Genomic DNA, 14,575 nt, shown 5'->3' on the forward strand with positions numbered 1-14,575 from the left:
GGGGTCATGTCGGGTCTCCTTCGTGCGGGGAGCGGGGAAGCGGGCGGCCGAACGGCAGCATGCGGCGCAACACGTTGTCGCGGTCGAACACGTGGTGCCTGATCGCCGCGCCCACGTGCGCCACCAGCACCAGCAGCAGCAGCCAGAACAGGTACTCGTGCACGGCATGGGCGACGTGCGCCATGTCCGGGTTCTTCGCCGCCAGCGCGGGCAGGTTGAACAGCTTGAACCACTGCAGCGGGTAGCCGTGCAGCGAGTTGAACCACCAGCCGCTGAGCGGGATCGCCGCGATCAGCAGGTACAGCAGCACGTGCGTGGCGTGCGCGGCCCGGCGCTGCCAGCGCGGCATCGGCTCGTCCGGCGGCGCGCGCTCGGTCATGCGCCAGGCCAGGCGCAGCAGCAGCAGCGCCAGCAGGGTCAGGCCGATCGACTTGTGCAGCGCGTACACGTTGATCTTCGCCATCGACGGCGACATGCCGGTCATCAGCAGGCCCCACACGCCGTTGCCGAGGATGCCCAGCGCCATGATCCAGTGGAAGGACTTGATGACCGCGCCCCATTGGCGGTCGTCGTTGCGCAGTTTCATGGCGTGGTTCCGTGGTGGGTCCGGGCGTGGTCGTCGCGGATCGCCTCGATCTCCAGCCACATGGACACGCCATGGCCGATGGAGTTCGGGAAGGCGCCGATACCGAACGCGGTGCGGTCGAGCGTGGCGGTGGCCGAGAAGCCGGCCACGGTGTGCAGGCCGTACAGGGTGCGGCCCAGCCGGTTGAGCCGGAACGGGATGTCCAGCGGCCGGCTGGCGCCGTGCAGGGTCAGCGTGCCGTGCAGCACGCCGTGGGTGGCGTCGGTGCGTTCCACCGAGGTGCTGGCGAAGTGCGCGTAGCGATCATGGCCGCAGTCGAGCAGCGAGGCGCCGCACACCGCGGCATTCCATTTCGCGTCGCCCATGTCCACGCTGGAGAGGTCGATGTCCAGCGCGGTGGCCGAACGGCTCCAGTCGTCCGCGTCGAAGCTCAGCCAGCCGCGCGCGATGCGCAGTCGGCCGAACGGCCGCGAGTAGCCGTCGTGGTCGATGCTGAAGACCACCTGGCTGTGCACCGTGTCGTAGCGGTAGTCGTGCGCGTCCGCCCACGCGGCGGCCGGCGCCAGCAGGACGGGCAACAGGAACGGCAGCCGGCGGATGGCGCGGGGAATGGGCATGCGCGAAGTCTGGCCGAACGGCCGGATCGATGCCAGTTGCGGGGCCGGAACGGATCGTTCGCGGGGCGCGGCGAACCCGCGCTGTGCCGTTCAGTCGCCGCCGGCGTGGCCGGCGTCGCGTTCGCGCCAGGCTTCCATCGTCAGCGTGGCCAGTTCGCGCAGGCGCGGCCCGTGGTCGTCGGCCAGCAGGGCCTTGAGGCGCGCCCCGGCATCCTCCTGGTCCAGCGTGTTGCGTTCGGCCAGCGAGGCGGCCAGCGCCCTCCCCATCGAGTCGAAGATCAGCGCGTAGGCGAAGGCGTGCAACACGCCGCCGCCCAGCGTGCCCAGGCCGGGGAAGGCCTTCAGCGCGTTGCCCGCCACCGCCAGCGCGATGGAGCTGCCGGTGCGCAGGGTGAGCCGCGCCTGGCGCACGAAGTCCTCCACCTGCACCTCGGTGGCGCGCACGCCGTGCAGGGCGGCCAGCTCGCGGGTGAGCGAGGCGGCCAGCGCGCCCTGGATCACCAGGTCGCTGCCCGGCGCCACCGCGGCCAGCGCGCCGACCACGGCGCGGCGCGCGTACTTGCGCACGATGCGCTCGGCTTCGGCGGCGCGGGTCTGCGTCTCCAGCGCGCCGGTGCGCTCGTGCAGGCCGGCCAGCACGGCGTGCTCGCGCAGCGGTTCCAGCTTCTCGGCGCCGGGCGCGGTGAGCCTGTCCAGCGCCTGCAGCAACGGCGCGATGGCGGGCGTGCGCTGGCGCTCGACCTGTTCCACCGAGCCGTCGGCGAGGCGGCGCTGGAAGCGCTCGCTGCCGCCGGCGCTGATCGCCACCACTGCGGCGGCATGCCCGCGCGCCTGCCGGCGCAGCCGTTCCAGCAGTTGCGCGCGCTCGGCCTCGTTCCACTGGTCGGCCTTGTTCAGCGCCAGCAGCAGCGGCTTGCCGAAGCCGGACAGCCAGCGCAGCTCGTCCGCCTGCGTGCGGGTGAGGTCGCCGGCGCAGAGGTAGACCACCGCGTGCGCGCGCAGCGCTTCCTGCCGCGCCATCGCCTCGTGCGCCTCGCCGCCGGCTTCGCGGCTGCCGGGCACGTCGGCCAGCACCAGGGGGCGGCCGTCGGGCAGGCGGCCATCGTAGTGGCGCACGTCGCGCGTGGTGCCGCCGCGCGCGTCGCTGGCGGCCAGCGCGCCGGGCGCCAGGGCCCGGATCAGGCTGCTCTTGCCGGTGGAGATCTCGCCGAACAGTGCCACGTAGACACGCTGCGCCGCGCGACGGCGGTCCAGCTCGGCCAGTTCCGCGTCGAGTTCGCCGGTGCCGGTGCCGCGTTCGCGCAGGGCGCCGATGCGCCGCTCCAGGCTGGCGCGGTCCGGCGCGGGCACCGGGCGCCGCCGGCGCCGCGGGCGCAGCAGCCACCACAGCACCGACAACCCGGCGGCGGCGAAGACCAGCAGCACCGCGCCCAGCGTCCACTGCAGCCAGGCGGGCAGGGCCAGGAAGCGCTGCGCCAGCGCCAGCGCGCGCTCGGCCGCGGCGAACAGCAGCCACAGCAGGGCGGCGACGGCGATCGCGGCGAGCAGCAGGCGGGTGCGTCGGGTCATGCACGGCAGTGTAGCGGGAGCGGCCCGCCCGCCAGGCGCCGGCTCGCCGGGCCGGCGCGGTTTTGGCATCATCCGGCGGTCGGCTGACCGCGCCGCGGAGGTCGCTGCGCCGTCGACGGGGACGAGAGGGGAGTACATGGCCGGGGCGTTTGCGCTGGGACTGGCGATGCTGCTGGGCACCACCATGCCCGACGCGGCAGCCTCGGCGGCATCCGTCGTCGCGCCGCCTGCCGTTGCCGCAGCGAACGCCGCGGGCGCACTGCCCACCCCGCAGTTCCGCCGCTACGGCACCGCGGACGGCCTGCCCAGCACCAGCGTGTACGCGGTGGCGCAGGGGCGCGACGGCGCGTTGTGGTTCGGCACCAAGGGCGGCATCGCGCGCTTCGATGGCGTGCACTTCACGGTGTTCCGCCATCGCGCGGACGATCCCGGCTCGCTGTACGACAACGGCATCGCCTCGCTGCTGGTGGACCGCCAGGGCCGCCTGTGGGCGGCCGGCCTCAATGCCGGCCTGAATCGCTACGACGAGGCCGGCGGCCGCTTCCGGCACTGGGGCCACGACCCCGCCGACCCGGACAGCCTGTCCAGCGATCGCGTGTGGGCGATCGCGCAGGGCGCCGGCGGCCGCCTGTGGGTGGGCACCGGGGCCGGGCTGGACCACCTGCGCGCCGATGGCCGCGGCTTCGACCATGTCGCGGCGCCGCCCGGGCCGGACGGCCATGTCCGACACTTCGGCACGGTGGGTGCGCTGTACGTCGACCCGCGCGGCCGGCTGTGGATGGGCTGCGACCTCGGCGTGCTGCGCCGCGATCCCGACGGCAGCTGGCACGCGATAGCGCAGGCGGACTCGGACAAGCCCATCGACGCCTGGCGCATCGACGGCGAGGGCGACGAGGTGCGCATCGCCGCCGCCGGATACCTGTTGATCGTAGGCCGGGACGACGTGGCGCGGCCGTTCGCCGCCGCGAACATCCCGAAGACCAACGTCATGGCCAGCACCCGCGACGCCTCCGGGCGGCTCTGGGTGGGCACGCAGAAGGGCCTGTTCGTGCAGATGCGGCCGGGCGGGCCGGTCACCCCGGTGAGCGACCACCCGGTGCTGTACGGCAACCTGCCCGGCACCTGGGTATGGCAGATCCTGGCCGACCGCGAGGGCGGCCTGTGGGTGACCCTGCTGGACGGCGGCGTGGCCTACCTGGCGCCGGACTGGGACAACTTCAGCCGCTTCACCCACATCCCCGACGAGCCGGGCAGCCTGCGCGACGCGGCGGCCACCACCATGGCGCGCGGCCGCGACGGCGTGCACGTCTGGGTGGGCGAGCGCCGCGGCCGCATCGACCGGCTCGACCCCGCCACCGGCCAGGTCGAGCACGTGTTCTCCGGCCTCGGCGGCGACGTGGTGGGCATGACCGAGGACGCGCGCCAGCGCCTGTGGGTGGCGGTGCAGGGCCACCTCCTGGTGTGCGACCAGGGCACCCGGAAGTGCGGCCAGGTGGACCTGGAGGATGCGGGCACCGACCACCCGCTGGAAGTGGAGCCGGGACCGGACGGCCAGCTGTACGTGCGCACCTTCGGCCAGGGCCTGTTCCGCATCGACCCCGGCACGCTGGCGGTGAGCCGCATGCCGATGGAGCGCCCGAACGAGAAGGTGCTCTGGGGCAGCCAGATGACCCTGCACGGCGGCGTGTTCTGGTACGCCAGCGACGGCGGCATGATGCGGCTGGACGCCGCGCACCGCCGCTTCGAGATGGTGCCGGGCGGCCCGGCCGGGCAATCGGTGGACGCCTTTGCGTTCGATCGCGGCGGCATCTGGACGGCCAATACCGACGGGCTCGCGCATTACCGCTACCAGGGCGACGGCCTGGCGCTCGACCGCCGGGTGGGCACCGCGCAGGGCTGGCCCGCGGCAAGCGTGGTGGACCTGTACGTCGACGCCCGCGGCCGGGTCTGGGTGTTCGGCCACGACGGCCTGTGGCGCTACGACCCGGACAGCGGCCGCTTCCGCTCCTTCGGCCTGCAGGACGGGCTCACCAACGGCGAGTTCTCGCGCGGCTACGCCCTGATGCCCGATGGCTACATCCATGCGCCCACCCTGGGCGGCGTGGTGGTGTTCGACCCGGACCGGGTGCAGGACCACTGGGGCAGGCCGCACCTGGCGATCACCGACGTGCGCGTGATGCGCGGCCGCGACTGGCACATGCTGCCGGTGCGCGACGGGGTGGCGCGCGTGGGCTGGCGCGATCGCCAGCTCACCATGCAGGTGCGCGCGTTCTCCTACGTCGACCCGGCGTCCAGCCGCTACTGCTTCCGGCTGGACGGCTTCGACAACGGCTGGCTGGACACCGGCAACCGCGGCGAGCGCGAGTTCATCGGCCTGCACGCCGGCGACTACACGCTGGAAGTGCACGCCGAGGTCACCAACGGCCATTGGACCGAGCTGGCCACGCCGTTGCGGGTGCACGTGCAGGCGCCGCCATGGCTGCGCTGGTGGGCGTGGCTGGTCTACGTGGCCCTGGCCGGCGCGGTGGTGTGGCTGCTGCTGCTGGCCTGGCGCCGGCGCATGGCGCATCGCGACCGCATCCGCATGGCGGAGCAGCAGCGCAGCGTGGCCGAGCAGGCCAGCGCGGCGAAGAGCCAGTTCCTGGCCACGCTGAGCCACGAGATCCGCACCCCGATGACCGGCGTGATGGGCATGGCCGAACTGCTGCTGGCCACGCCGCTCAACCCCGTCCAACACAGCTACGCCGAGACCATGCAGCGCTCCGGCGACCTGCTGCTGAAGCTGGTGAACGACGCGCTGGACCTGGCGCGCATCGAGGCCGGCAAGCTGCAACTGGAGACGGCGCCCTACGACCCCTGTGCGCTGGTGCAGGAGATCGGCCGCCTGCAGACCGGCCAGGCGCGCGCCAAGGGGCTGGAGTTCGACGTGGAGATCGAGACCGACCTGCCGCCGCGCGCGCTGGGCGACGTGTTCCGCATCCGCCAGATCCTGCTCAACCTGGCCAACAACGCGCTGAAGTTCACCGAGCACGGCCGGGTCACGCTGGGCGTGGGCTGCTACGGCGACGAACTGGTGTACAGCGTCAGCGACACCGGCCCCGGCATTCCCGAGAACGTGCAGGCGCGCCTGTTCGAGCCGTTCGAGCAGGGCGTCGGTCCGCAGCACCGAGCCGGCACCGGGCTGGGCCTGTCGATCTGCCGCGAGCTGACCCTGCTGCTGGGCGGCCACATCAGGCTGGCGTCGCGGCTGGGGCAGGGCACCACCTTCCGCGTGTACCTGCCGTTGCGCGAGGCCGCCTTGCCGCTCGTCCCGCTGGCGTCCACCCGCCATGCCGAGCATGCCGACCACGGCCACCGGCGGCACGTCCTGCTGGTCGAGGACGACGCCATCGTGGCGGCGGTGATCCGCGGCCTGCTGGAGCGCCAGGGACACGCGGCGACGCACGCGGCGAACGGCCTGGAGGCGCTGGCCGAACTGGCCCAGGCGCGCTGCGACCTGGTGCTGCTGGACCTGGACCTGCCCGGCCTCGACGGCTTCCAGGTGGCGCGCCTGATGCGCCAGCACGAGCCGCCGGGCCGGCACCTGCCGATCATCGCCGTCACCGCGCGCACCGGCGGCGACGACGAGGCGCGCAGCCGCGCCGCCGGCATGGACGGGTTCCTGCGCAAGCCGCTCACCGGGGCGCAGCTCGCCGCGGTGCTGGAGGCCTGGCCCGCGCCGGAAGCGGCCGCACCGGTGGATGCCAGCGAGGCCTGAGCCTGCGGCGGTGGCGCGGTTTTGGCATCATGGGCGGACGTAGTGGGGAAACGCATGCCGCCGACATTCGCGCTGAGTGCTGTCCTGGCCGCGGCCTTCGCATGGGTCCCCGCGCACGCGGCGCTTGCCGCGGCCGACGCGTCGGCCGCGCCCGTGGCGGCGCCCGCCGCGATGCTGCCCACGCCGCAGTTCCGTCACTACGGCGAGGCCGACGGCGTGCCGGCCGGCGCCGTCTACGCCATCGCGCAGGACCATGCCGGCGCGATGTGGTTCGGCACCGCCGAGGGCCTGGTGCGCTACGACGGCGTGGGCTTCAAGGTGTTCCACCACGAGCCGGATGACCCCGCTTCGCTGCCGGCGGACCAGACGTACGCCCTGTACGTGGATCGCGGCGACCGGATCTGGGCCGGCGGCGTCACCAGCGGGCTGATCCTCTACGACCAGCGCAGCCGACGCTTCCGCCAGTGGACACACGACGCGAAGAACCCCGCCAGCCTGTCCGGCGACGAGGTCTGGAGCATCGCCCAGACCCCGGACGGCGCAGTGTGGGTGGCGACCCAGCACGGGCTGGACCGCCTGCGCCCGGACCTCGCGGGCTTCGATCACGTCGCGCTGCCGGGCGAGGGAAACGGAACGGGCGGCGCGGTGCGCGCGCTGCTGGCCGACGCCGACGGCCACCTGTGGATCGGCGCGGGCAGCGGCCTGTTCGTGCGCGATCCGGACGGGCGCATCCGGGCCGTGCCGGTGGCCGGGGCGTTCCACGGCGACCTCGGCAAGGTCTGGCGCATCCAGGGCCGGGCCGGCGAGATCCGCGTGGCCGTGCAGGACGGCCTGCTGGTGATCGGCCGCGACGGCGTGGCCCGGCCGTTCGACGACGCCCGCCTGTCGCAGCTGCATGCCTCGGTCACGTCCAGCGCGCGCGACGCCCAGGGGCGGCTCTGGGTCGCCGGCACCAAGGGCCTGCTGCTGGACGACGGCGCCGGTTCGCTGCGGACGGTCGTCAGCCATCCGCTGCTGCGCGGCGGCCTGCCCAGCGACCGCATCTGGCAGGTGACGCGCGACGGCGAGGGCGGGCTGTGGTTCGCCCTCGACCAGTCCGGCATCGCCTACCTGCCGCCGGACTGGAACAGCTTCACCCGCTTCACCCACATCCCGGACGACCCGGACAGCCTGACCGGGATCTCCGCGCTGACCGTGGAGCGCAGCCGCGACGGCAAGCTGCTGGTCGGCGGCTTCGACGGCTGGCTCGACAAGCTGGACGTGGACACCGGCACGGTGGAACACCTCAGCCGCGCCCTGCACGGCAACATCACCGCGATCGCCGAGGACGCCAGGGGCCGCCTGTGGATCACCGAGAGCGGCGCGGTGTTCGAGCTCGACGGCGGCAAGGCGCGGGCGCTGGACATCGCCAGGGCGCACGTGACGCGACCGGTCTTCGTCCGCGCGGGCGGCGACGGGCGGATCTACGTGGCCTCGTGGGGCGAAGGCATCTTCGCCATCGACCCGGACAGCCTCGCCATCACCCCGGTGCCGTTGCCGCAGGGCGTGGACAACGTGGCGATCGCCGACCAGCTGAGCGTGCACGATGGCACGCTCTGGTACGCCAGCGGCGGCGGCCTGCTGCGCCTCGACCCGGGCAGCGGCCGGATGGCGATGGTGCCGGGCGTGCCGCATGCCGAGGTGACCGCGGTGGCGTTCGACCAGGGCGGCTTCTGGGCGTCGTCGCAGCAGGCGCTGTCGCACTACCGCCTGGTCGACGGCAAGGCGGTGCGCGACGGCACGGTGGACATCAGCCACCAGCCGTTCCTGCCCAACCTGATGTCGATGCGCGTGGACGGCGGCGGCAACGTCTGGCTGTTCGCCAACCCCGGCCTGTGGCGGATGGATGCGCGCACGCACCGGTTCGAGAACTTCGGCACCGCCCAGGGCCTGTCGAACACGGACTTCACCAACGGCTCGGTGGCGATGTTTCCCGACGGCACCCTGTTCGCCGCCAACGGCGGCGGCGTGGTGGCGTTCCGGCCCGGCGCGCTGTCGCGCCCCCGGGTGGCGGCGCCGCAGCCGCTGATGCTGAGCCGGCTCAGCGTGAACCGCGGGGGGCGGGTGCAGGAGCTCGACGACCCGCGCGGGCAGGCGCCGGTGCGCATCGGCTGGCGCGACCGCGACCTGCGCGTGCAGGCCCGGCTGGCTTCGTACGTCGATCCCTCCGCCAACGACTACCGTTTCCGCCTGCACGGCCTCGACGCGGACTGGGTCGACGTCGGCAGCCACGGCGAGCGCGAATTCGCCGGCCTGCCCGCGGGCGACTACACGCTGGACGTGGAGGCCGCCGGCGCCGGCGGGACCTGGTCGCGGCTGGCCGCGCCGCTGCGCATCCACGTGCAGGCGCCGCCGTGGCTGCGCTGGTGGGCGTGGCTGGCCTACCTGGTGCTGGCGGCGCTGCTGGCGTGGGCGGTGCTGCTGGCATGGCGACGCCGGCTGGCGCACCGGCACCGCATCCAGCTGGCCGAGCAGCAGCGCAGCCTGGCCGAACAGGCCAGCGCGGCGAAGAGCCAGTTCCTGGCCACGCTGAGCCACGAGATCCGCACCCCGATGACCGGCGTGATGGGCATGGCCGAGCTGCTGCTCGGCACCGAGCAGACGCCGCGCCAGCGCGAGTACACCGAGGCCATGCAGCGCTCCGGCAGCCTGCTGCTGAAGCTGGTGAACGACGCGCTGGACCTGGCGCGCATCGAGGTGGGCAAGCTGGTGCTGGAGCCGACGCCGTTCGACCCGCGCGCGCTGGCCTGGGACGTGGCGCGGCTGGAGCAGGCGCAGGCGCAGGCCAAGGGGCTGGCGCTGGACCTGCAGCTGGACGAGAGCCTGCCGGCGCGCCTGCTCGGCGACGCGCTGCGCATCAAGCAGGTGCTGTTCAACCTGGTCAACAACGCGCTGAAGTTCACCGAGCGCGGCGGCGTGACGCTGGGCCTGCGCTGGCAGGGCGACGCGCTGATGTGCACGGTCAGCGACACCGGCCCGGGCATCCCCGAGGAAAACCAGGCGCGCCTGTTCGAGCGCTTCGAGCAGGACGACGGCCCGCAGCGCCGCTCGGGCAGCGGTCTGGGCCTGGCGATCTGCCGCGAGCTGGTGGCGCTGATGCATGGCACCATCGCGCTGCGCTCGCGTCCTGGCCACGGCAGCAGCTTCAGCGTGCGGCTGCCGTTGCCGATGGCCGCCGGCGGTGCCGTGTCCGCGCCGGCGGGGCCGGCGGCGCCCGCCACCGGCGGCGATGCGCTCGACGTGCTGCTGGTGGAGGACGACGCCATCGTCGCCGCCGTGATCCGCGGCCTGCTGGAGCAGCAGGGCCACCGCGTGCGCTACGCGGCCAATGGCCTGCAGGCGCTGGCCGAGCTGGCGCAGGGGCCATGCGACGCGGTGCTGCTCGACCTCGACCTGCCCGGCGTCGACGGCCTGCAGGTGGCGCGCCTGATCCGCCAGGGCGAGGCCGGGCGCGGGCGCGTGTGGATCGTGGCGATCACCGCGCGTTCCGGCGGCGACGAGGAGGCGCGCAGCCGCACCGCGGGCATGGACGGCTTCCTGCGCAAGCCGCTCACCGGGGCGCAGCTGGCCGAGGCGCTGGCGGTCGTGTCGCGCGCCCGCGCGGCCGTGGAGGCCGATCCGGCGTGACCCCGCCGCGCGGCGGGGCGGCGCGCGCTACATGTCGAACTTGCTTACCTGGAATCCGCGCCGCTGGTATTCGCGCCAGCGCGTGCGCGAGCCTTCGCGCGCGGACGGGTCGGCCGCCACCACTTCCAGCACGCGCTCGCCGGCCTCCGCCGGGCAGTCGTCGCGCAGGTTGATCGCCAGCGGCCGCGGCGGCGTGTCGATGCCGGGCGGCACCACCAGCACCGCGGTGTCGGCGTCGTCATCGTCGCCGGCGAGCTGGTGCGGGATGAACGCGTCCTCGTCGAACGACCACAGCAGCTCGTCCAGCGCCTCGGCCTGGGCGAAGTCGCGGCACAGCACCAGCGTGGGCTGCCGCGCCGCGCAGGCCTTCTTCGCCAGCTCGCACACCAGCAGCAGCGGCTGCTCGCGGAAGCGCGGCTTGTCGATCAGGTAGAAGTCGGCGCGGGGCATGGTGGCATCGGCTCTTGATCGTCATCCCGGCGCAGGCCGGGATCCAGTTGCCTCGGTTTCCGGCGGGGCCCCAGGGCGACATCGGGTGTTACCGCCACTGGTTTCCGGCCTGCGCCGGGATGACGGTGTGCGGGTAGTCTACGCGCAGCGATCGATCAGCCACTGCGCCAGCAGCGCCACCGGGCGGCCGGTGGCGAGGCCCTTGCGGCCCTCGTCCCAGGCGGTGCCGGCGATGTCCAGGTGGGCCCAGCGCTGGCCGTCGGTGAAGCGCGACAGGAAGCAGCCGGCGGTGATCGCGCCGGCGCTCTTGCCGCCGATGTTGGCCACGTCGGCGAAGGCGGAGTCGAGCTGCACCTGGTAGTCGTCCCACAGCGGCAGGCGCCAGGCGCGGTCCAGCGTGGCCTCGCCCGCGGCGAGCAGTTCGGCCGCCAGGTCGTCGTGCTTGCTCATCAGGCCGCTGGCGTGCTTGCCCAGCGCGGTCACGCAGGCGCCGGTGAGGGTGGCGGCGTCGACCATCGCCTGCGGCTGGAAGGTGCGCGCGGTCCAGGTCAGCGCATCGCACAGGATCAGCCGGCCCTCGGCGTCGGTGTTGAGCACCTCGATGGTCTGGCCGGACAGGCTGGTCAGCACGTCGCCGGGGCGGTAGCTGTCGCCGTCGGGCATGTTCTCGGCCGCGGGCACCACGCAGGCCAGGTTGAGCGGCAGGCCCATCTTCACCGCGGCCACGAACGCGCCCAGCACGCCGGCGGCGCCGCCCATGTCGAACTTCATCTCCTCCATGCCCGGGCCGGGCTTGAGGCTGATGCCGCCGGTGTCGAAGGTGATGCCCTTGCCGACGAAGGCGTAGGGCTTCGCGTCGTCGGCGCCGCCGCGGTATTCCAGCGCGACCAGCTTCGGCTTGTTCGCCGAGCCGCGGCCCACCGCCAGCAGCGAGCCGAAGCCGAGCTGTTCCATCTCCTCGTGGTCGAGCACGCGGCAGGCGACCTTGTCGTGCGCCTCGGCGAAGGCCTGCGCCTGCGCGGCGATGTAGGCCGGCGTGCAGATGTTCGGCGGCAGGTTGGCCAGCTCGCGCGCGAAGCGCACGCCCTCGGCGATGGCGATGGCCTGGTCCAGGCCCGGTTGGGCCTCGGCGCCGGTGGCGAAGGCCAGCGCGGCCAGGGTCGGCTGGCCGGCGCCGCGCGGCTTCACGGTGGCGGTGTAGCGGTAGGCGGCGTGGTCGGCGGCCAGCGCGGCGGTGCGCACGCGCCAGGCGGCGTCCTGGCCGGGCACGTCGACGTCGGCCAGCCAGGACACCGCGCTTTCCAGCGGCAGCCGGCCCAGCGCCCGGGCGGCCTCGATGTTCACCTTCTGGAAGCGCGCGGCATCGAAGCTCTTCTGCGCGCCAAGGCCCACCACCAGCACGCGCTGCGCCGCCACGCCGGCCGGCGCGAACAGCAGGTTGACGCTGCCGGCCTTGCCGCTGATGTCGCCGCTCTCCACCTGGCGCTTGATCGCGCCGCCGGCGGCGCCGTCCACCCGCGCCGCGGCGCTGGTGAGCAGGCCGTTCTCGTACACGCCGACCACCACGCAGGGGCTGTCGACGGATTCGGGGGCGGCGGCAACGAGGCTGAACTGGAGCGTCATCGGGAAGATCCTGCGGAGCGCCGGCGGGGTGGAACCGGCTAGACTTGGGGTTTGCCGGCCGCGTGGCGGCGGCGCGAAAGCCATTGATTCTAACGCATGCTGAGCATCCTCGACCGCTACTTCCTGCGCGAGCTGGGCCAGACCGTGGCCGCCACGGCGATCGTGCTGCTGGCGATCATGTCCGGCACCACCTTCGCGCAGGTGCTCAAGCAGGTGGCCAACGGCAGCTTCCCGGCCAGCGTGATGTTCGAGGTGCTGGGGCTGAGCATGCTGGACAGCCTGTCCACGCTGCTGCTGTTCGCTGGCTTCATCGGCGTGCTGCTGGCGCTCGGGCGGATGTACCGCGAAAGCGAGATGCACGTGCTGGCCTCCTCCGGCATGGGGCCGCGCGGCCTGCTGCGGCCAATGGCGCTGCTGGCGCTGCTGCTGGCGCTGGCGGTGGGGACGGTGTCGCTGTGGCTGGGGCCGTGGGCGGCGGCGAAGTCGAACGCGGTGGTGGCGGCGGCGAACCGCTCGGTGATCGCCGCGGGCCTCGACGCCGGCCGCTTCACCGACCTGCCGGGCAAGGGCGGCATCATCCTGGTCGACACGCTCAGCCGCGATGGCAGCCGGCTGGGCCGCACCTTCATCGCCGCCGAGCGCACCGGCAAGGACGGCACGCGCCGCATCAAGCTGATCACCGGCGCCCACGGCCGGCTTTACCAGGGCAGCAGCGGCGAGGACCGCTACCTGTCGCTGGAGGACGGCTGGCAGTACGAGGTCCCGCTGGGCGGCGACAACTGGCGGCGCATGCAGTACGTGCGCAACGACACCTCGCTGTCCAACGTGCAGTCCGACGACGGGGACGACGATCCCGCCCACGCGCTGGACACCTTCACCCTGGCACGCACCGACAACGCCGACGCGCGCGCCGAGTTCGCCTGGCGCACGATTGCGCCGGCAATGGCGCTGGTGCTGGTGATGCTGGCCGTGCCGATGGCGCGGCAGAGCCCGCGCGAGCCGCGCTTCGGCCGTCTGCTGCTGGCGGTGCTGGGCTTCTACGTCTACTACCTGCTGCTGGCGTTGTGCCGCAGCCAGATCATCAAGGGCCACTGGCACCACGGCGGCTCGCTGTGGGCGGTGAGCGCGCTGGTGTTCGCGGTGGGCGCCTGGCTGTTCTCCCGCCAGTACGCGGTGCGCAAGCCGCGCGGGAGCGCCTGATGGAGGCATTGCGCATCAAGCGGGTGGACTGGCTGGTGGGCTTGAGCGTACTCGGCTCGATGCTGGCGGTATGGCTGGCGCTGACCGCCTTCGACGCGGTATTCCAGTTCCTGCAGCAACTGCGCCACGTGGGCAAGAACGGCTTCACCGTGGGCAGCGCGGCGGTGTACGTGCTGGTCACGGTGCCGCGCCGGCTGTACGAGATGTTCCCCAACGCGTCGCTGATCGGCGGCCTGCTGGGCCTGGGCGGGCTGGCCTCCAGCGGCGAGCTGACCGCGCTGCGCGCGGCGGGGCTGTCGCGGATGCGCATCGCCGCCTCCGCGGCGGGCGTGGTGGCGGCGCTGCTGGTGGCGGTGGTGGTGATGGGCGAGACGGTCGGCCCCTGGGGCGACCAGCAGGCGCAGGCGATGCAGTTGCGCCTGCGCTCCGGCGACCTCGGCATGACCAGCGGCAGCGGCCTGTGGGCGCGCGACGGCGACCGCATCATCAACGCCAAGGGCAGCGTGTTGCATCGCACGCCGGAAGGCGGCAACGAGGTGCAGCTCGACGACGTGCGCGTGTTCACGCTGACCCCGGACGGCCAGCTCAGCCGCTTCGACTGGGCGAAGACCGCCGAGCACGAGGGACGGCAATGGGTGCTCAACGGCGTGCGCAGCACCACGCTGGACGCCACCGGCACGCACAGCACGCAAAGCGCGCGCGTGCTGTGGGATTCCCGGCTCAACCCGCGCATCCTGGAACAGTCGCTGATCCAGCCGCAGTACCTGCCGATGCGCGACCTGCGCCGCAGCATGCGCTACCTGGAAGGCAACGGCGAGAACCCCGGCCCCTACGCCACCGCGTTCTGGGCGCGCGCGCTGTACCCGCTCGACGTGCTGGTGCTGGTGCTGTGCGCGATGCCGTTCGCGTTCGGCACGCTGCGTTCCGGCGGCCTGGGCAAGCGCATCTTCATCGGCATGCTGCTGGCGATCGGCTGGTATTTCCTGCAGAAGGCGATGGTCAGCTTCGGCACCGTGTACGGGGTGCCGCCCGCGCTGGCCAACCTGCTGCCGGCGCTGCTGCTGGTGGGGCTGGCGTGGCTGTACTTCCGCAAGCGCGTCTGAAGCG

The 14,575-nt window shown here is 73.3% G+C and carries 9 protein-coding genes; 4 read left to right on the top strand and 5 right to left on the bottom strand.

Annotated elements, in window-relative coordinates; translation table 11 throughout:
• Nucleotides 1-4: 4 nt before the first annotated feature.
• The 3 genes from QMK61_RS04910 to QMK61_RS04920 form a co-directional block, all read right to left on the bottom strand.
• On the bottom strand, nt 5-586 hold the full coding sequence (locus QMK61_RS04910; RefSeq protein WP_302070894.1) for a cytochrome b: 582 nt from the start codon (nt 584-586) through the stop codon (nt 5-7).
• Entirely contained in the window at nt 583-1,203 is a 621-nt protein-coding gene (locus tag QMK61_RS04915) for a YceI family protein (RefSeq protein WP_302070896.1), read from the bottom strand. Before QMK61_RS04915 ends, QMK61_RS04910 begins: the two co-directional genes overlap by 4 nt.
• 90 nt (nt 1,204-1,293) lie before the next feature.
• A complete protein-coding gene (locus QMK61_RS04920; protein WP_302070898.1) occupies nt 1,294-2,772 on the bottom strand; it encodes an Era-like GTP-binding protein in 1,479 nt (492 codons plus the stop codon).
• A 136-nt stretch (nt 2,773-2,908) separates the two neighbouring features.
• Between QMK61_RS04920 and QMK61_RS04925 the strand changes: the two genes are divergently transcribed.
• Both QMK61_RS04925 and QMK61_RS04930 read left to right on the top strand, forming a co-directional pair.
• Nucleotides 2,909-6,529 (top strand): hybrid sensor histidine kinase/response regulator, encoded by a 3,621-nt coding sequence (locus QMK61_RS04925; RefSeq protein WP_302070899.1) that lies wholly within the window; start codon nt 2,909-2,911, stop codon nt 6,527-6,529.
• Between the two features lie 54 nt (nt 6,530-6,583).
• The gene (locus QMK61_RS04930; protein WP_302070900.1) at nt 6,584-10,195 is read left to right on the top strand and encodes a hybrid sensor histidine kinase/response regulator; all 3,612 of its coding nucleotides are present in this window, start codon (nt 6,584-6,586) and stop codon (nt 10,193-10,195) included.
• Nucleotides 10,196-10,222: 27 nt separating this feature from the next.
• On the opposite strand, the gene QMK61_RS04935 is transcribed toward QMK61_RS04930, so the two are convergent.
• Together QMK61_RS04935 and QMK61_RS04940 are read right to left on the bottom strand one after the other, a co-directional pair.
• On the bottom strand, nt 10,223-10,645 hold the full coding sequence (locus tag QMK61_RS04935) for a DNA polymerase III subunit chi (RefSeq protein WP_302070901.1): 423 nt from the start codon (nt 10,643-10,645) through the stop codon (nt 10,223-10,225).
• 138 nt (nt 10,646-10,783) lie between these two features.
• Entirely contained in the window at nt 10,784-12,268 is a 1,485-nt protein-coding gene (locus QMK61_RS04940) for a leucyl aminopeptidase (protein ID WP_302070902.1), read from the bottom strand.
• Between the two features lie 96 nt (nt 12,269-12,364).
• Here QMK61_RS04940 and lptF point away from each other — a divergent pair, with 96 nt between their 5' ends.
• Nucleotides 12,365-13,468, top strand: a complete 1,104-nt coding sequence (lptF, locus tag QMK61_RS04945; protein WP_302070903.1) for an LPS export ABC transporter permease LptF — start codon at nt 12,365-12,367, stop codon at nt 13,466-13,468.
• The gene (gene lptG, locus QMK61_RS04950) at nt 13,468-14,571 is read left to right on the top strand and encodes an LPS export ABC transporter permease LptG (protein WP_302070904.1); all 1,104 of its coding nucleotides are present in this window, start codon (nt 13,468-13,470) and stop codon (nt 14,569-14,571) included. Before lptF ends, lptG begins: the two co-directional genes overlap by 1 nt.
• The last annotated feature ends 4 nt before the right edge of the window (nt 14,572-14,575 follow it).

Source organism: Fulvimonas sp. R45 (assembly GCF_030504985.1).
Classification (GTDB): domain Bacteria; phylum Pseudomonadota; class Gammaproteobacteria; order Xanthomonadales; family Rhodanobacteraceae; genus Rhodanobacter_A.